The sequence below is a fragment of the Amycolatopsis sp. NPDC049252 genome (assembly GCF_043197175.1).
Lineage (GTDB): Bacteria > Actinomycetota > Actinomycetes > Mycobacteriales > Pseudonocardiaceae > Amycolatopsis.
Genome location: NZ_JBICSQ010000001.1, coordinates 527,911 through 544,057, shown reverse-complemented (window position 1 = coordinate 544,057; position 16,147 = coordinate 527,911). Strand labels below are relative to the sequence as shown.

18 protein-coding genes and 1 pseudogene are annotated in these 16,147 nt (G+C 67.9%); 4 read left to right on the top strand and 15 right to left on the bottom strand.

Features of this window, described 5'->3' with window-relative positions; all coding sequences use genetic code 11:
- From ACGFMK_RS02685 to ACGFMK_RS02675, 3 genes and pseudogenes are all read right to left on the bottom strand, one after another.
- Nucleotides 1-274, bottom strand: a 274-nt coding sequence (locus ACGFMK_RS02685; protein ID WP_392757503.1) for a hypothetical protein, incomplete at its 3' end; no start/stop codon positions are given.
- Nucleotides 275-279: 5 nt separating this feature from the next.
- Nucleotides 280-730, bottom strand: a pseudogene (locus ACGFMK_RS02680) (hypothetical protein).
- Between the two features lie 22 nt (nucleotides 731-752).
- Complete coding sequence (locus ACGFMK_RS02675; RefSeq protein ID WP_392757501.1) at nucleotides 753-977, bottom strand: hypothetical protein; 225 nt, start codon at nucleotides 975-977, stop codon at nucleotides 753-755.
- A gap of 236 nt (nucleotides 978-1,213) precedes the next feature.
- On the opposite strand from ACGFMK_RS02675, the gene ACGFMK_RS02670 reads away from it, so the two are divergent.
- Both ACGFMK_RS02670 and ACGFMK_RS02665 read left to right on the top strand, forming a co-directional pair.
- A complete protein-coding gene (locus ACGFMK_RS02670) occupies nucleotides 1,214-1,957 on the top strand; it encodes a DUF5919 domain-containing protein (RefSeq protein ID WP_392757498.1) in 744 nt (247 codons plus the stop codon).
- An 8-nt stretch (nucleotides 1,958-1,965) separates the two neighbouring features.
- Complete coding sequence (locus ACGFMK_RS02665) at nucleotides 1,966-2,436, top strand: NUDIX hydrolase (protein WP_392757495.1); 471 nt, start codon at nucleotides 1,966-1,968, stop codon at nucleotides 2,434-2,436.
- On the opposite strand, the gene ACGFMK_RS02660 is transcribed toward ACGFMK_RS02665, so the two are convergent.
- The 9 genes from ACGFMK_RS02660 to ACGFMK_RS02620 form a co-directional block, all read right to left on the bottom strand.
- Complete coding sequence (locus ACGFMK_RS02660; RefSeq protein ID WP_392757493.1) at nucleotides 2,437-3,936, bottom strand: P-loop ATPase, Sll1717 family; 1,500 nt, start codon at nucleotides 3,934-3,936, stop codon at nucleotides 2,437-2,439.
- A gap of 532 nt (nucleotides 3,937-4,468) precedes the next feature.
- A complete protein-coding gene (locus tag ACGFMK_RS02655; protein ID WP_392757488.1) occupies nucleotides 4,469-5,902 on the bottom strand; it encodes an MBOAT family O-acyltransferase in 1,434 nt (477 codons plus the stop codon).
- A gap of 76 nt (nucleotides 5,903-5,978) precedes the next feature.
- Nucleotides 5,979-6,935: a 23S rRNA (guanosine(2251)-2'-O)-methyltransferase RlmB gene (rlmB, locus tag ACGFMK_RS02650; protein WP_392757485.1), complete on the bottom strand. Its 957-nt coding sequence runs from the start codon at nucleotides 6,933-6,935 to the stop codon at nucleotides 5,979-5,981.
- Nucleotides 6,936-6,967: 32 nt separating this feature from the next.
- Nucleotides 6,968-8,356 carry a cysteine--tRNA ligase gene (cysS, locus tag ACGFMK_RS02645; RefSeq protein ID WP_392757441.1) on the bottom strand — a complete coding sequence of 463 codons (1,389 nt, stop codon included), beginning with the start codon at nucleotides 8,354-8,356 and terminating at the stop codon, nucleotides 6,968-6,970.
- Nucleotides 8,357-8,400: 44 nt separating this feature from the next.
- A complete protein-coding gene (locus ACGFMK_RS02640) occupies nucleotides 8,401-9,087 on the bottom strand; it encodes an HAD family hydrolase (RefSeq protein ID WP_392757414.1) in 687 nt (228 codons plus the stop codon).
- A 22-nt stretch (nucleotides 9,088-9,109) separates the two neighbouring features.
- A complete protein-coding gene (locus tag ACGFMK_RS02635) occupies nucleotides 9,110-9,505 on the bottom strand; it encodes a PPOX class F420-dependent oxidoreductase (RefSeq protein WP_392757376.1) in 396 nt (131 codons plus the stop codon).
- 183 nt (nucleotides 9,506-9,688) lie between these two features.
- A complete protein-coding gene (gene ispF / locus ACGFMK_RS02630; RefSeq protein WP_392757336.1) occupies nucleotides 9,689-10,156 on the bottom strand; it encodes a 2-C-methyl-D-erythritol 2,4-cyclodiphosphate synthase in 468 nt (155 codons plus the stop codon).
- Entirely contained in the window at nucleotides 10,153-10,779 is a 627-nt protein-coding gene (locus tag ACGFMK_RS02625) for a 2-C-methyl-D-erythritol 4-phosphate cytidylyltransferase (RefSeq protein ID WP_392757333.1), read from the bottom strand. Before ACGFMK_RS02625 ends, ispF begins: the two co-directional genes overlap by 4 nt.
- 53 nt (nucleotides 10,780-10,832) lie before the next feature.
- Entirely contained in the window at nucleotides 10,833-11,324 is a 492-nt protein-coding gene (locus tag ACGFMK_RS02620) for a CarD family transcriptional regulator (RefSeq protein WP_004559016.1), read from the bottom strand.
- 275 nt (nucleotides 11,325-11,599) lie between these two features.
- Between ACGFMK_RS02620 and ACGFMK_RS02615 the strand changes: the two genes are divergently transcribed.
- Nucleotides 11,600-12,301: a hypothetical protein gene (locus ACGFMK_RS02615; RefSeq protein ID WP_392757329.1), complete on the top strand. Its 702-nt coding sequence runs from the start codon at nucleotides 11,600-11,602 to the stop codon at nucleotides 12,299-12,301.
- 39 nt (nucleotides 12,302-12,340) lie between these two features.
- On the top strand, nucleotides 12,341-13,696 hold the full coding sequence (radA, locus tag ACGFMK_RS02610; RefSeq protein ID WP_392757327.1) for a DNA repair protein RadA: 1,356 nt from the start codon (nucleotides 12,341-12,343) through the stop codon (nucleotides 13,694-13,696).
- A 28-nt stretch (nucleotides 13,697-13,724) separates the two neighbouring features.
- Here radA and ACGFMK_RS02605 read toward each other — a convergent pair whose 3' ends face one another.
- The 3 genes from ACGFMK_RS02605 to ACGFMK_RS02595 form a co-directional block, all read right to left on the bottom strand.
- Nucleotides 13,725-14,852, bottom strand: a complete 1,128-nt coding sequence (locus tag ACGFMK_RS02605) for a hypothetical protein (protein ID WP_392757323.1) — start codon at nucleotides 14,850-14,852, stop codon at nucleotides 13,725-13,727.
- A gap of 4 nt (nucleotides 14,853-14,856) precedes the next feature.
- Nucleotides 14,857-15,450, bottom strand: a complete 594-nt coding sequence (locus ACGFMK_RS02600) for an RNA polymerase sigma factor (RefSeq protein ID WP_392757321.1) — start codon at nucleotides 15,448-15,450, stop codon at nucleotides 14,857-14,859.
- A gap of 155 nt (nucleotides 15,451-15,605) precedes the next feature.
- Nucleotides 15,606-16,133: a hypothetical protein gene (locus tag ACGFMK_RS02595; RefSeq protein WP_392757318.1), complete on the bottom strand. Its 528-nt coding sequence runs from the start codon at nucleotides 16,131-16,133 to the stop codon at nucleotides 15,606-15,608.
- Between the last annotated feature and the right edge of the window lie 14 nt (nucleotides 16,134-16,147).

Here is a 16,147-nt window from a genome sequence, read left to right as displayed (position 1 = left end):
GTGCAGCCCCAGCCCGTCCCACGTTGCCGTCATGTCGTTCCCATTCCCGGGCCAGGTCGGCGAACCCCTCGGCCGCCGACTCCAGCGCCGCCACACACCACCACGGCAACCCGCGCGACTGCGCCAGCTCGTGCCACGCCCGCGACACCCGCCGAGCAGCGTTCGCCGTGTTCGTCGCACTCACCGGCGACAGCACCGCACGGCCGTGCGCCCACGCAGCCATGTAGTCCCGATACGCCTGCTCCCACGCCTCGACCCGCTCGCGGAAGCCCATGCCTGTCACGCCGCCTTCGGCGTCTCACCGGCCCCGCCGGACTGAGACGGCTTCGTGTTGCTAGTGGCCTGCTTGAAGCCGGTCGCGCGGAACACGTAGGACTGGCTTGAACTCGCCCTGTCCCGCCACGCGCGGTTCGGCCGTCAGGCCGTCCAGCTCGATCGGCCGCATCCCGGGCAGCGCCTCCGAGGTGGTCGACACCGGCTGCACGTCGGCGAGAAGGGTGATCTCGAAGGAGGCCCGCTTCGCGCGGGTCTCGGCTGGGTCGGTGACCATCACCTTCCACTGCCGCTTGCCCGTGATCTCGTCGACCCGCTGCCGCACCGGGCGATTCGCGGCCCGGTCCTCACGCGACTGGTACTCATTATCGGGCGACACCTCGCCCACCATCACTAGGCCCCGCGGAAACGCGTCGTCGAAGTCGATGCTGAACCGGTGTCCCTTGTCGATAGCCATGCTGAATCCCTTGTGCCGTCTGCTAGTTGGTAGCTTCCGGCGGCTCTCCGCCTCGTGCCGTTGCGGCGTCCAGTGCCGCACTCACCTTGTCCAGCTCCCGCCGCAGTACGGCGATGGCGTCCGAGTCCACGAGCAGGACCACTGGGAACGCCTTGCCGAACCGGATTTCCGCGCGGTTTGCGTATGTCAGCGCTCGGGCACGAATCGGCAGATCAGCCGTGACGTGGATCTGAACCGTGTCGCGCATGCCACGCCGCGCCTACGCCGCACGTCGGCAAGGGACCGCCTGCTTGTCCGAGCCAGCCGGCCGAACGGCGGTTTCAGTAGTCACGCCTACCTCCTCGGTGTCCTGGCACCGGGCCTGCCCCGGCAACCTGACACCCAATCTCCGCCAAAACGCGGGACGTGATCACCACGTGGCGGGACATCTCGGGACGTCCCTGGTACCGTCAAAGACGTCCCTACACGTCCCGAGGGGTGCCGATGCCGAACGAACGCCTGCGTGACGCGCTGCTGCGCAATGGCCTGACGTTGGAGCAGGTCGCGAAGGCGGTCGGCGTCGATCAGAAGACCGTCGAGCGCTGGATCACCAAGAACCGGACGCCCTACCCCAAGCACCGACACAAGATCGCCGCCATGGCGCGCGAGTCTGAGACCTACCTGTGGCCGGACTCGGTAGCTCCGGAGCGCAAGGCCGAGACGGCAGCCGCCGAGCTGGTGCAGGTCTTCCCGCACCGCAACGCCGTCCCTGTCGAGCTGTGGGATCGGCTGATCAAGGAGGCGTCGGAGACCGTCGAGATCCTGGTACACGCGGCGTTGTTCCTGGTGGAACGCCCGCGGTTCATCAAGGACCTAACAGCCAAGGCAGCGGCCGGCGCTCGAATCCGCCTCGTGTTCGGAGACCCCGAGGGTGACAGCGTCGCCCTGCGCGGCGAGGAGGAGCAGCTGGGCGATGGGACGCTCGCGGCACGCATCCGCAACGCGCTGGCGTCCTACCGACCGCTGGTTGGAGTCGACGGCGTCGAGATGCGGTTCCACAACACGACGCTCTACAACTCGATCTTCCGGTTCGACGACGAGATGATCATCAACACGCACGTGTACGGGTTCCAGGGAGCCCACGCCCCCTCGCTCCACCTGCGGAGACTCTCCGCCGGGGACCTCTTCGAGACGTACTCGGAGAGCTTCGAGTCAGTCTGGAACCTCGCTAAGCCGGCCACCTTCTAGGAGGCAGCATGACCCGAGTCGACTACTACAACGACCCGAACGCCCCGAAGGCCAACAGCATCGCAGTAGCGGTGTCGGCGTTCATCCAGGACGTCGAAGGTCGGATCCTGATGATCAGGCGTACGGATAACGACCTGTACTCCATCCCAGGCGGCCAGTTGGAACTCGGTGAGACCTTGACTCAGGCCGCAGTCCGAGAGGTCCACGAGGAGACTGGCATCAAATGCGAGGTCACCGGGATAGTCGGCCTATATTCAGACCCCAAACACGTCATAGCCTACGACGACGGCGAAGTGCGGCAGGAATTTTCCATATGCTTCCGCGCCCGACCGACCGGAGGCGAAGTTACGACTAGCAGCGAAAGCAAAGAAGTGATCTGGACTTCGAAATCTGCTCTAAGTGAGATCCAAGTCCATCCATCGATCAGGCTGCGAATCCAGCAAGCTCTCTTAAGCGATCAATCCATTTACTACACTTAACTACAGTGATTTCCGCTCAAGCCCGAAACCTTGAATCGCTGCATTATGCAGTGTAATAGTCCCGTTAAGTTCAATTTTAGACCTCGGATTGTGGTATATGAAGTTATGGACAGACTGACGCCCTCTGACTGAAACAAGATTACCAACCACGCCCAACCTATGCAGAGAGTTCATCAACTCAATAAGATCCAGCTCTCGGTAACGTAAATCCTCGTAAAGAAACTTCTTCAGCGCACTAAGTTTAAAGCTACTGCCAGGAAGCACGCTAAGGGCGTCCATAATTATATTCGACACCCTTCGGCCAAATACTGGAATAATGCCAGAGCGAATTTCTTCTATGAAATACGATTGAGCATAGTCCTTCGCGCCGTCGATAACAGCATTCATTCCAGGCAAGCCATTGGTTGGGCTATGCTTCGCTATGTACGTCAGCAATTGAAGAAAGTCGCGCGGCAAAAACCGCGTATGCTGTAGCAGATAGTCGCGAATCTCCCAGCGATTGCCGCCGATCCTGATCTCGGCCGGAAGGTAATCCTGCACTATGTCACCAATGGGCCTCGAATGTACGGCCGCCTTTCTCTCGGCAAGATCGAAAAGTTCAGTATCTTCTGGTCTCCTGCTTTCAGGAAACCAATTAATCGTCTCAGCGCTCCCTCCGAGAATCTTATTCGAATCAGCGTAGCCGATTCTATAGAATAAATCGTCGCGACAAAGGAGAGCCAATCGCACGGGAGTATTGTTCTCACGAAATAGCCTTGAAAGCTTGTCGCAGGCTTTAACAAGCGCGGTCAGAACCTGCCACTTTGTCTCTTCATCTTCGCCGACCGAGAGAGTGTCGAGGCCGTCAATTAGGATGAAATGAAGAGCATCAACGTCGACTTTAGCGATAGCAGACTTCAGGCTATCGACAGCCTGATAAAAGGCGCCATCGCCGGCAGCAAAATCGCCTTCGACTCCAAATTCGGCCCACGGAGGCTTCGCCTTCACGCTAGCACTCTTCAATCTAAACAAGAGTCCTTTGGGTTCCGGATCTGGAATCAGTTGCGCTCTGCGCAAGATCTTCACGAGCTTGTGAATATCATCGTTGGAAGCTTGATTAAAGCCCTCGTCCTCCTCAAGGGATGCCAAGATCTGCACGCATAGCAAATAGGTCCATACGGCAGGAAGTCGCGAACCGCGAGTGGCGCCACCTACGTTAATCTGGTCAAGATCAACGAAAGGAAAGTCTTCCAACTCTAGCTTGCGCGCATACCAATCATCTCGCTCGGCCGCCAGAAGTCTTATTCTCTCGCTAATTGCAGATTTACCGGCACCTTTCGGGCCAAGAATTAGCCATTTGTCTCCCCGTTCGACCTGATCGACAGCATGGTGTTGATCATAAAACCCATCAATCAGAAAACTTGGGTCGTCGGCATACTCCTGCTCAGACGAGATGAAACCGAATTGCAGCGAGGAGAAGCTGGGCTTGCCGGAACCTCCGGAAGACCTTCGCGAAGCCACCAGATCACCCTCCTCAGAGTCAGATGCATCATCATACTGCCGAATTTGGCTCTATGAGATCAAGGCGTGCCGCCGGCGGCGGCACGCTGGTCACCTTGCGTTGGAGGGCTCCGGCCCCGTGCGACACGGACGGCCTGCCGCTCCGCTCCGGCCACCGGTCGCGGGCCGAGCCCGCCAAGCGCAGCCGGGCACAGCGCGCCGCCGAGAGGTCTACCTCAGCTCCAAGGGGCCAGCTCGGGCAGATGGCCGGCTACTCGACGTCCGTCACCAGCCCTACTGACCCGAGCGCCGGATCGTCCAACGGCCGCCGCACCGCGTCAAGGCTGGGAAGCGTGCCTTGACCCGGCGCGACGGCCGCTGAGGATGGCTGCTTATCGGGACGATGGGGGAGGAGTGGTCGCGGCCCGCTCAGGCCGTCTCCAGGCCGTCTGACGACGGGCACCGGCGAGAAGTGCGGAGAACTCGCGAGACCTGAAACCGCAGGTAGAAGGCGGTTTAGGTCGCTAAAGATCCACCCGTCCAGGAGTGCCCGCTAGAACTGGTAGTACAAGAAGGGGCTGAATGTTCCTGTTGCGATCAGGATCGCCGCGTAGATCAGGCCTACCGTCATCACGCCGATGCGCAGGGCCGTTGCCGGGCGGCTTCGGGAGGACTCCAGCAGCGGGCCCGTCACCGGGTGGGCCGGCAGCAGGAACACCGCCAGGCCGGCCAGCAGGATGACCAGGCGCTGGTTGGTGAACGCCTCCTCGACGCTGGTGCCCAGGCCGTCGAAGTCCGGGATCAGCATGTGGCCGATCATCGACAGGGCGTGGGGGATGTCCGCCGAGCGGAAGAACACCCAGCCGAACACCACCAGCAGCATCGTCAGGGCGCGCCTCATGAGCCTGCGGCGGGGGTCGGCCGGGTCCAGGTCCAGGGCGAAACGGCGTTCGATCACCAGGAGGGCTCCGTGGTAGCAGCCCCACACCAGGAACGTCCACTGCGCGCCGTGCCAGAAGCCGGTCAGGACGAACACGATGCACAGGTTGCGGTACGTCTTGCCCGCTCCGTGCCGGTTGCCGCCCAGGGGGATGTAGACGTAGTCGCGGAACCAGCGGGAGAGGCTCATGTGCCAGCGGCGCCAAAACTCCGTGATCGTCACCGACGAGTACGGCCGGGCGAAGTTCTCCGGCAGCCGGAAGCCCAGCATGCGGCCCAGGCCGATCGCCATGTCCGAATAGCCCGAGAAGTCGAAGAACAGCTGCAATGTGTAGCCGATCGCGCCGAGCCACGCCGTCGCGAACGTCATCTGGTCCGGCGGGACCTTGAAGCACGCGTCGACCAGCGGGCTCAGGGAGTCCGCGATGATCGTCTTCTTGCACAGGCCGAGCGCGAAGCGCGGGAAGCCGGCCGCGATGTCGTCGAGGCGGTGTGAGCGCAGTTGGGGCAGCTGGTCGGCGATCTCGCGGTAGCGCACGATCGGGCCGGCGACCAGTTGCGGGAACATCGCGATGTACGCGGCGAACGACACCGGGTTCCGCAGCGCTTTCCGTTCGCCGCGGTAGATGTCGACCACGTACGAAATGTGGTGGAACGTGTAGAACGAGATGCCGATCGGCACGACCAGGCTCGCGACGGGCAGGTTCCCGCCGAACCAGTGCGAGACGGCGGCGATCTGCTGCGTCGCGAACCCGGCGTACTTCCAGATCACCAGGACGGTGACGTCCAGCGCGACCACGCCGATGAGGATCCGGCGCCGCCGGACGCCCTGGAGGTCCCACGGGCTCGGCTCCAGCAGCGGGCCCGTGAAGAAGTTGACCACCATGCAGCCGAGCAGCAGGAACACGAACGGGCCGGCGCCGATCGTGTAGAACAGCAGGCTGCCGACGGCGATGATGCCGTTTCGCCAGGTCCGTGGGCACACCAGCACGGCGATGAGCACCGCCGGCATGAAATACCACAGGAACAGTGGCGAAACGAATGACATCGGTGGTCGGGTCCCCTCGGTTTATCCGATGGTGACCTTAACCCGAGTGGGTGGTTCGTTGTCGTGAAGGTGGGGCTCAGACCCGCCCGGCGAGACGACGACGCCGCGCCACCTCGGCCAGCAGCACACCGGCCGCCACCGAAGCGTTCAACGACTCCACACCCGCCGCCATCGGGATCGACACCGTCGCGTCGCACGTCTCGCGGACGAGACGGGACAGGCCGCGGCCCTCCGAACCCAGGACGATGACCAGCGGGTCCGCCGCCAGCGCCAGCTCGTCGATGTCGACCGAGCCGTCCGCGTCCAGGCCGACCAGCATCAAACCGTCGTTCGCCCACGACTTCAGCTGGCGGGTCAGGTTGGTCGCGACCGCGATCGGCAGCTTCGCCGCCGTGCCCGCGCTCGTGCGCCACGCCACCGCCGTCATGCCCGCGCTGCGCCGCTCCGGCAGCAGCACGCCGTGCGCGCCGAACGCGGCCGCCGAGCGGATCACCGCGCCGAGGTTGCGCGGGTCGGTGACGCCGTCGAGCGCGACGAACAGGGGGACCTCGCCCGAGTTGCGGGCCGCCGCCATCAGGTCGTCCGGGTGGGCGTACTCGAACGGCGGGACCTGCAGGCCGAGGCCCTGGTGCACGGCCCGGTTCGTCTTGCGGTCCAGCTCCTCGCGCGGGATCTCCAGGATCGAGATGCCCTTGTCGCCGGCCAGCCGGACGGCGTCGTTCACGCGGTCGTCGATCTCGATGTTCAGCGCGACGTACAGCGCGGTCGCCGGGACGCCGGCGCGCAGCGCCTCGACCACCGGGTTGCGCCCGGCGATCAGCTCCGGCTTGTCGGCCTTCTTCTGCCGCGCCTGGTCGCGCTTGGTCTGGGCGTTGTTCTGGCGGTACGCCTTGTGCCCGGGACGGTCCTCCGCCTTCGGGGTCGGGCCCTTGCCTTCGAGGGCCTTGCGGCGCTGACCGCCCGAGCCGACGACGGCACCCTTCTTGGTGCCCGTCTTGCGGATGGCGCCTTGACGCCGGGAGTTGCCTGCCATGCTGAAAAGTCCTTGCGGTTATGGAGAACGGCTCAGTCGGACTTGACTGTCCACTGTGGACCGTTAGGGGTGTCCTCCACCACGATCCCGGCCTGCTGGAGGCGGTCACGGGCGGCGTCCGCGCGGGCGAAGTCCTTCTCGGCCCGGGCCTGCTGGCGCTCGGCCAGCAGCCCTTCGACGAGTTCGGCCAGCGCCTGTTTGGTGGGCGTTTCGGAACCGCCCGCCTCGGACCAGCGCGCGGACAGCGGGTCGAGGCCGAGCACGTCGGTCATCGCGCGGACGGCCGCGGCGAATTCGAGTGCCTTGGAGGTGTCGCCCGCGTCGAGGGCGGCGTTACCGTCCCGCACCGTGGTGTGGACCACGGCGAACGCCTGCGGGGTGGCCAGGTCGTCGTCGAGCGCGGCGGCGAACTCCGCCGGGATCGTGCCCAGCGTCACCTCGCCCGACTGCGCGGCCCGGCGCAGGAACGTCTCGATCCGCCGGTAGCCCTGCGCGGCCTCGGAGACCGCGGCGTCGGAGTACTCGATGGTGGACCGGTAGTGCGGCTGCATCAGGTAGTAGCGCAGCTCGGCCGCCCGGTAGCGCTCCAGCATCGCGGGGATCGTCACGGTGTTGCCCAGCGACTTCGACATCTTGTCGCCGGACATGGTCACCCAGGCGTTGTGCAGCCAGTAGCGGGCGAACGGGTCGCCGGCGGCGTTCGACTGCGCGCGCTCGTTCTCGTGGTGCGGGAAGGCGAGGTCGATCCCGCCGCCGTGGATGTCGAACTCCGCGCCGAGGTAGGCCGTGGCCATCGCCGAGCACTCGAGGTGCCAGCCCGGCCGGCCGTCGCCCCACGGCGTCGGCCACGACGGCTCGCCCGGCTTGGCGCTCTTCCAGAGCGTGAAGTCGCGCGGGTCCCGCTTGCCGCGGGTCGGCGCCTCACCGTCCTGGACGTCGTCGAGGACCTGGCCGGACAGCTTGCCGTAGTCGTCGAACGACTTCACCGAGAAGTAGACGTCACCGTCCGCGGCGTAGGCGTGGCCCCGGTCGATCAGCCGCTGCATCAGCTCGACCATCTGGGTGACGTGCCCGGTCGCGCGCGGGTTGATCGACGGCGGCAGGCAGCCGAGCTGCTCGTAGGCCTGCTCGAAGGCGCGCTCGTGCGTCGCCGCCCACTCCCACCAGGGCCGGTCCGCTTCGGCGGCCTTGGTCAGGATCTTGTCGTCGATGTCCGTGACGTTGCGGACCAGGAGCACGTCCAGTCCATTGTGGACGAGCCAGCGGCGCAGGACGTCGTAGTTCACGGCGCCGCGGATGTGCCCGATGTGGGGGACGCCCTGCACGGTGGCCCCACACACGTAGATCGACGCCGTTCCGCTACGGACGGGGTGGAACTCCCGCACGCTCCGGGTCGCCGTGTCGAAAAGGTGAAGGGTCACCCTCAAAGGGTACGGGGTCGGGCGTGAGCGATCTCGCAGCCCCTTCAGGCGACGCCGTGGGTGCGCAGTGCCGTGAGCAGGGCGTCCGGCCGATCGGCTGTGGGCAGCGGGTCGACCAGCGCGAACTCGCAGCCGAGCGCGCGGGCCCCGCCGTCGGCCTCCTCGCTGTCGCCGACCATCAGCGTCTCGGTGGCCGGCACGCCGAGGGCCTGCACCGCCCGGCGGAAGATCTCCAGCTCCGGCTTGATCGCCCCGACCTCGAAGGACAGGACGAACTCGTCGACGTAGGCGTCCCAGCCGCGGGCCGTGAACGCGGGCCGGATGTCGAAGGCGATGTTGCTGAGGACGCCGACCTTGAGCCCCCGCTCGGAAGCGGCCTTCAGCGCGGCCTCGGTGTCCGGGTAGGGCGTCCACTGGCTGGGATCGATGAGCCGGTCGTAGAGCGCGACGGCCTGCTCGGGCCGCGGGACACCGGACTTCTTGAGGACCTCCAGGCACACCTTCCGGTGCAGCTGCGGGTCGCGGTCGCGGTGGTTCCAGGCGTGCACGTGCTCGGCGTCCAGCTCGACGACCTGGCCGACCGGGGCCGTCATCCGGCGCATCAGCTCGGCCTGCGCCTCGATGTCGAGCGGCGTGCCGTCGTGGTCGGTCAGTTCGGTGAGCCAGGACTCGTCCTGCTCGAGCCGGAAGAGCGTGCCGGAGTAGTCGAACAACACCGCCCTGATCGTCATGTCGGTCAGCCTAACGGGAGCTTCAGGCCGAATGCCCTGTGATGTGTTCGGGAACAACGCGCACGAGCACGCGCACGACGTCGGCCGGCTCGGCCGGGAAGTCCTCGCCGGTGTACTTGCGGGCCAGCTCGTCGTTCAGCTCGGGGCCGCCCTCGGCGGTGACCTCGGCGCGCCCGCGGATCTCGACGTAGTTCTCCGGATCGGCCAGGTCGAAGACGGAGAGCGAGACGCGGGGATCGCGCCGGATGTTGCGTTCCTTGCGACGCCCCTGGACGGTCACGAAGACCACGGTGTCGCCGTCGCGGCGGGCCCAGACGACCGAGCTCTGCGGCGAGCCGTCGGCGTTGGTGGTGGCGACGACCGGGTAGTTCTTCCCGTCGAGGAGCGCCTTGGTCGCGTCGTTGAATGTCACACCCATGGTCTGGACCCTATTGGACGTTGCCCGCGATCTTCTCGACGCGCAGCCGGACGATCACCCGCTTCCGGGGGACCGGCCCCGCTTCCAGCGTATCGGGACCCTCCGACGAAAAGCGGGAAACGTCACAGGTGGGGCCGGGTTGTCCACATCTCGGCCCGGCTGTGGACAACCCGGTCGGCGAGGCTAGTCCGCCGCCAGCAGCAGCGCCGTCGCGAAGGCCGCGATGCCCTCGCCTCGGCCCGTCAGGCCCAGGCCGTCGGATGTCGTGCCCGAGACGCTCACCGGGCCGCCGACGGCCTCCGACAGCACCTTCTGCGCCTCCTCGCGCCGCTTCCCGACGCGGGGTGCGTTGCCGACGATCTGGACCGTCGCGTTCGCGACCCGCCAGCCCTCGGCTTCGACCAGGCCGCGGACCTCCGCGAGCATGTCGGCGCCGTGCGCGCCGTCCATCCGGGGGTCGCCGGTGCCGAACACCGCGCCGAGGTCGCCCAGGCCGGCCGCGGACAGCAGCGCGTCGCAGAGGGCGTGCGCGGCGACGTCACCGTCGGAGTGGCCGGCGCAGCCGTCGACGCCCGGCCAGCTCAGCCCGGCGATCCAGCACTCACGGCCCGCCTCGATCGGGTGGACGTCCACCCCGTTGCCGATCCTCACAGCGTCTCCTCCGTGCTCGGTGCCGCCGCGATCGCCTCGGCGAGGGAAAGTTCGAAGCCGGTCGTGACGCGCATCGCGTCCGGGTGCCCCGGCACGGTCGCCGCGCCCGCGTGGACCGGCGCCGAGAGGTCCGCCGCGCGGAACGCCTCGAGCGTGAAGCCGATCGGGGTCTGGGTGGTGCGCAGCCGGGTGCGGTCCTCCGTGCCGACGATCAGCTCGGCCGCGTCGGTCACCTTCACCGTGTCGGCCATCGGGAGCACCGGGACGACGATCGGGGTCGCGTCACCGACCGCGTCGATCACGTCACGCACCGTTTGCGCAGGAATGAAGGCCCGCAAGGCGTCGTGGAGGAGTAGAACGGAACCACGGGGAAGTTCGGGCTCGACGGCGGCGAAGGCCTGCCGGAGCGTGCCGGGCACGACCCGGCACGAGAGATCCTCGAGGACCTGTGAATAGACTTGCGCACACCGCTGGGGGGCCGCCACGAGAACCAGATCGATCTCCGGTACTGCGAGCAGCCCCCGCACGGTGTGCGTGAGTAGCGGTTCACCACGGACCGGCGTGAGAGCGAGCTCTCCGTCGGAGGCATGGTGTGCGACGGTCACGATCACGACGACGTTCATCGGTTCGCGATCGTAGAGGCACCTGCTCGCCCGTCGAGCAGGATGCCCGGGGTTCAAACCGTCGCGGTTTCCAGAACTTCGTCGAGGAGGACTTCAGCCTTGTCCTCGTCGGTGCCCTCCGCGAGCGCGAGCTCGCTGACCAGAATTTGCCGAGCCTTCGCCAGCATGCGCTTTTCGCCGGCTGAAAGTCCTCGGTCCTTCTCTCGCCGCCAGAGGTCGCGCACCACTTCGGCCACCTTGTTCACATCGCCGGAGGCGAGCTTCTCGAGGTTGGCCTTGTACCGACGAGACCAGTTCGTGGGCTCTTCGGTGTGCGGAGCACGCAGTACGTCGAAAACCTTGTCCAGTCCTTCTTGCCCGACGACGTCTCGCACGCCTACGATCTCGGCGTTGTCAGCGGGCACGCGAACCGTGAGATCCCCTTGCGCGACTTTGAGGACGAGGTACTTCTTTTCCTCGCCCTTGATCACGCGGGTCTCGATGGCTTCGATGAGTGCGGCACCGTGGTGCGGGTAGACGACGGTCTCTCCGACCTTGAAAACCATGTGTCCTCTGCCCCTTTCGCTGACCCCATCCTATCACGTGCCGCCGGTGCCCACCTAGCGGGCCGGACTCGTCCTCGCAGGTCAGCGGCCTGAGCGGGGGTTGACAAACGTCGGACCCCCGTGCTCACGCAGGTGGCCGGGACGGGTGTCAACGGGCACAACGAATTCCTTTGTGGACGGTTGATCTTGAGCGCAACGCGGACCGGTTCCGCGCGGGAGATCGCTCCCGGCTAGTCTTCGCGGGGACGAGGCCGTGAAAAGGGAAGGACTGCGACGTGAGGCTGCAGAATCGTCGCGTGCTCGGCGCGGGCGTGCTGGCGCTCGGTGCCGCGCTCGCGCTCGCCGGGTGCGGGGCAGGCCAGATCACCCAGACCGACACGCAGCAGCCCGCCGTCAACGGCACGCACGCCCAGGTCAAGACCATCGCCCTGCGCGACGTCGCGGTGCAGTACCCGCCGACCGGCGCGGGCTACCCGGCCGGTGCGACCCCGGCGCTGAACCTGACGATCGTCAACCAGGGCATGCAGGACGACACGCTCGTGTCCGTGACGACCGAGGACGGCAGCCAGGCGACCATCGGCGGCTCCAAGGACGTCGTCGCCGGGCACTCCCTGGTGATCGGCCCGGACGACGCGGTCGAGTCCACCAACGAGGTGCAGCCCACGTCTTCGGGCGCGCCGACCTCCTCCTCGGGAGCTCCGGCGACCGGCACCAGCTCCACCGGCACCAGCACCAGCTCCACGGGCGCCACCGGGACCAGCTCGACCGGCACGGCGACCTCTTCTTCGGAGACCCCGTCGGCCGGCGTGACGCCGACCGCGGCCCCCGCGACCGTCGGCAAGGGCACGGTGACCCTCCCCGCGCTGAAGCAGCCCCTCTGGCCCGGTCAGGTCGTCAAGGTCACATTCGTCTTCAAGAACGCCGGACCGGTCGTCGTCGACGTGCCGGTGGCGGCGCCGGCGCACGTCAAGGACTAGGTCCCCGATTTTGTCGGTGGGCGCCGATAGCCTCACGGGGTGAAGAAAGGCGTCACCTACCGCTGCGCGAGCTGCGGGTACGAAGCGGCCAAGTGGCTGGGCCGGTGTCCGGAGTGCCAGGAATGGGGCTCCTTCGCCGAGCGCGGAGCCCTCAAACCGGCGATCCAGCGCGTCGCGGCCGGCGCGCCGAGCGCGCCGGCCCGCCCGATCGGCGAAGTCGACGTCGAGGCGGCCCGGGCCCGCCAGACCGGCGTCTCGGAGCTGGACCGTGTGCTGGGCGGCGGCCTGGTGCCGGGCGCGGTCGTCCTGCTCGCGGGTGAACCCGGCGTCGGCAAGTCGACCCTGCTGCTCGAGGTCGCCTACCAGTGGGCGAAGACCGTCGACCGGTCCCTGTACGTCACGGGCGAAGAGTCCGCGGGCCAGGTCCGGTTGCGTGCGGAGCGAACCGGCAACATCCACGACCGGATGTACCTCGCCGCCGAGAGCGACCTCGCGGCCATCCTCGGGCACGTCGACGACGTGAAGCCGGGTGTCCTGATCGTCGACTCGGTCCAGACCATGGCCTCCCCGAACGTCGAAGGCTCACCCGGCGGCGTGACGCAGGTCCGCGCGGTGACGTCCGGGCTCGTCGCGCTGGCCAAGGAACGCGGGCTGCCGGTGGTGCTCGTGGGGCACGTCACGAAGGACGGTTCGGTGGCCGGCCCGCGCGTGCTGGAGCACCTGGTGGACGTCGTGCTGCAGTTCGAGGGCGACAAGCACTCGACGCTGCGCATGGTCCGCGGCATCAAGAACCGGTTCGGCGCGGCCGACGAGATCGGCTGCTTCGAGCTGGTGGAAGAGGGCATCGTCGGGGTGCCCGACCCGTCGGGGCTGTTCATCAGCCAGACGGCGGAGCCGGTCCCCGGCACGGCGATCACGGTCGCGATGGAGGGCAAGAGGCCGCTGCTGGGCGAGGTGCAGGCCCTGGTGTCGGCGACGTCGGCGCCGCAGCCGCGGCGCGCGGTCAGCGGCCTCGACTCGGCCCGGGTGGCGATGGTGCTGGCGGTGCTGGAGAAGCGCGGTGGCTTGAAGCTCGGCGACAAGGACGTCTACGTCGCCACGGTCGGCGGCATGAAGATCACCGAACCGGGCATCGACCTGGCCCTGGTCCTGGCGCTGACGTCGTCGTTCGGTGACGTCGCGCTGTCACCCCGGCTGGTGTCGGTGGGCGAGGTCGGGCTGGCGGGCGAGATCCGCCGGGTGCCGAGCGTCGGCCGGCGGCTCGCGGAGGCGGCCCGGCTGGGGTTCACGCACGCGCTCGTGCCGCCGGACTCGGGCAAGCCGCCGGCGGGGATCCGGGTGCTGGAGGTGGCGAACGTCGCGGACGCGTTGAACGCGGCCAGCCACGCCCGCTGAGGAGGCGGCCGAAGCCGCCCCCTCGGCGTTACGACGAGCTGCGTGTGATCGAGAAGAAGTACAACGTCGGCGGTTCCATCGGCCGCTGCCGGCCCGGTGACGGGCTCAGCGGTCGCGATGTGGCCACCGGCGCGTTCAGCGGGGTCGTCGTCGTGGTCGACGCGGGAGCGCGCGGCGGCAGCGTCTGGGTTGTGCCACCCACCACCGAAGTCGGGGTGGGGCCACCTTCCGGGAACTGGAGCAGCGACGGCGGGTAGGACGTCGTTGCGACGGTCAGGAAGGTCGTGGGGTCGACGTAGAGCGTGTCGTGCGACCCGGTCGCCAGGAACGCGAGCGCCTGCCGTCCGTCCGGAGCCCGGACCTTGTCCGGCAGCGCGGTGATGCCGTCGAGCTTCGAAAGGGCCGTGCACAGGGCGGCGCGGACGTCCTTCGCGGGGAGACCGGGGGTCAGCGCGCTCGCCACCTGCATGAGCTGTTCGCCTGGGATGCGCCCGGTTCCGACGAGGAGCTTGCGCAGGGCGACTTCGTCGGGCGTCAGCGCCTGCAGGAACTTCGCCTCCGGTTCCGGCCACGGCATGGGGTGCGGCCCAGCCTGGAAGCTGGGGAACGCGCCACCGGGGCCGTACTCGTCGTCGGTGGGGCCGTCCGGCGGTGCGATCTTGGTGCGGTCGATGTCGGCGACGTACCCGACGACCCGGCCGGTCACGGTCGCCCGCCGGTGCCACCGCCCGGCCGGATCGGCCGGGACCCACAGCTCGACCTGCTGCTGGACGTAGGCGAGGTCGTCGTGCGAGCCGTAGAACGGCAGCCAGTACTCCCGTCGCGAGTAGCGGTACTCGCCAGGGGCCAGCGTCCGATCGAGGTCGGGCGGCGTCGCGGCCGGGTGGACGGGTGCCGGGGCGCTCGGGCTCAGCAGGTCCGCGGTGACCACGACCCCGCCGGCCAGCGTGACGACGGCGGCGGCCACGGCGATCCACCGCCACGAACCGGATCGCCGGGGCTTCGGCGCTTCCTCGGGCTCGGCGCCGGCCGCCGCGAGCAGGGACGAGCGGGCGAACGCCAAGCCGTCGTCGTCGCCGACGTCGCGGTGCAGCTCGGTGAGCGCCGCGTCCAGCTCGGCGTCGGACCAGATCTGCCGGACGTTGTCGTCGGTCATGGGTCTACGCCTCCTTCGCGGTGGGGGTGGTCACGGGCGCGGCCGTTCTCAGCCAGCGCCGGATCCGGTGCAGCCGGGAGCGGACGGTGCCCGGCGGGATGCCCAGCGCCTCCGCGACCTCGGCCGGTTCGAGCCCGGCCCACGAGACCAGGAGCAGGGTGTCTCGGTCGGCCGGGCTGAGCTTCGCCAGCGCGCCGGCCAGCTGGGCCGCGCGGGTCTGGGCGTCGACGCGCTCGGCGACGCGGCCGTCGTGCCCGGCGTGGCTGAGCTCGCCGGTGTGCGCCAGCCGCGCGCTCGCCTGCAGGCCGCGCAGCTCCGAGCGCACGTGGTGGCGCAGCAGGTTGGTCGCGATGCCGTAGAGCCACGCCCGGGCCGTACCCAGGTCACGCCGGTAGCTCTCCCGGCGTCGCAGCGCCACCAGGAACGTCTCGGCCACGAGGTCGTTCGCCGCCTCGGCACCCGCCCGCCGCGCGAGGTAACGGCGCAGCGGCGCGGCGTGCGCGTCGAAGAGCTGGGCGAACACCGGCGCCGGGTCGGCGCCGCCCAGGTCCGGACGGTCGTGCCCCCAGACGTCGGCACCTTCTCGGATCACCTGCATGCCCCCTGTTGCCCGCAGGCCCCGTCCGCGTTCACGGCGAACCTACCTTCGTCGTGATCCGGTCGGGGGACACCTGCGGCAAGGGCCGGCTTCGGTGATCAGGGCTGGGCGATGCCTTGCCGCGCAACGGTTTCCGGAACAGCGAGTGCCGATGATCACCAGATCGGGTGGTCGCTGAACTTTCGCAGGGTCTGCATCGACGGCCTTACGTAGAACATGCCCGCCAGGAAACCCGTGGTGGCGAAGGCGAGTGTCACGGCCGTCGTGAGCAGGTCGGGGGCGCGGGAGTCCGGGGCGTCGTGCCACACGCGGAACACCATCGGCACCGCGCACGCGCCGGCGATCAGGATCAGGGTCAGCACGTACGTGAAGACGAACGCGTTGCGCGCGGACTGGGCGCTCGCGATCACGAGGTAGTCGCCGCGGAGGCAGCGGCGGCACGTCAGCACGAGCACCGCCATCGCCAGCACAGCCAGCGGGGGCAGGATCGTCGCGGCCTTGCCCAGCAGCGCGTCCGGGAAGGCGTGGCCGTGGACGATGCCCTGCAGGAAGGTCGTCAGCCCGAACAGCAGGACCACGCCGGCGATCATCGAGCAGCCGACGACCACCGAACCCCAGCGCACCCGCTCGGCGAAGCGGGGTGGCAGCGGCACGAACTCGACCTGTCCGAACGTCCCCTGCACCGCTTCACCTCCGA

Coding starts and splice junctions, on each gene's coding strand:
- ACGFMK_RS02675 (WP_392757501.1), bottom strand. CDS start 977: ATGCGCGACACGGTTCAGATCCACGTCACGGCTGATCTGCCGATTCGT.
- ACGFMK_RS02670 (WP_392757498.1), top strand. CDS start 1,214: ATGCCGAACGAACGCCTGCGTGACGCGCTGCTGCGCAATGGCCTGACG.
- ACGFMK_RS02665 (WP_392757495.1), top strand. CDS start 1,966: ATGACCCGAGTCGACTACTACAACGACCCGAACGCCCCGAAGGCCAAC.
- ACGFMK_RS02655 (WP_392757488.1), bottom strand. CDS start 5,902: ATGTCATTCGTTTCGCCACTGTTCCTGTGGTATTTCATGCCGGCGGTG.
- rlmB (WP_392757485.1), bottom strand. CDS start 6,935: ATGGCAGGCAACTCCCGGCGTCAAGGCGCCATCCGCAAGACGGGCACC.
- ACGFMK_RS02640 (WP_392757414.1), bottom strand. CDS start 9,087: ATGACGATCAGGGCGGTGTTGTTCGACTACTCCGGCACGCTCTTCCGG.
- ACGFMK_RS02635 (WP_392757376.1), bottom strand. CDS start 9,505: ATGGGTGTGACATTCAACGACGCGACCAAGGCGCTCCTCGACGGGAAG.
- ACGFMK_RS02625 (WP_392757333.1), bottom strand. CDS start 10,779: ATGAACGTCGTCGTGATCGTGACCGTCGCACACCATGCCTCCGACGGA.
- ACGFMK_RS02620 (WP_004559016.1), bottom strand. CDS start 11,324: ATGGTTTTCAAGGTCGGAGAGACCGTCGTCTACCCGCACCACGGTGCC.
- ACGFMK_RS02605 (WP_392757323.1), bottom strand. CDS start 14,852: ATGACCGACGACAACGTCCGGCAGATCTGGTCCGACGCCGAGCTGGAC.
- ACGFMK_RS02600 (WP_392757321.1), bottom strand. CDS start 15,450: ATGCAGGTGATCCGAGAAGGTGCCGACGTCTGGGGGCACGACCGTCCG.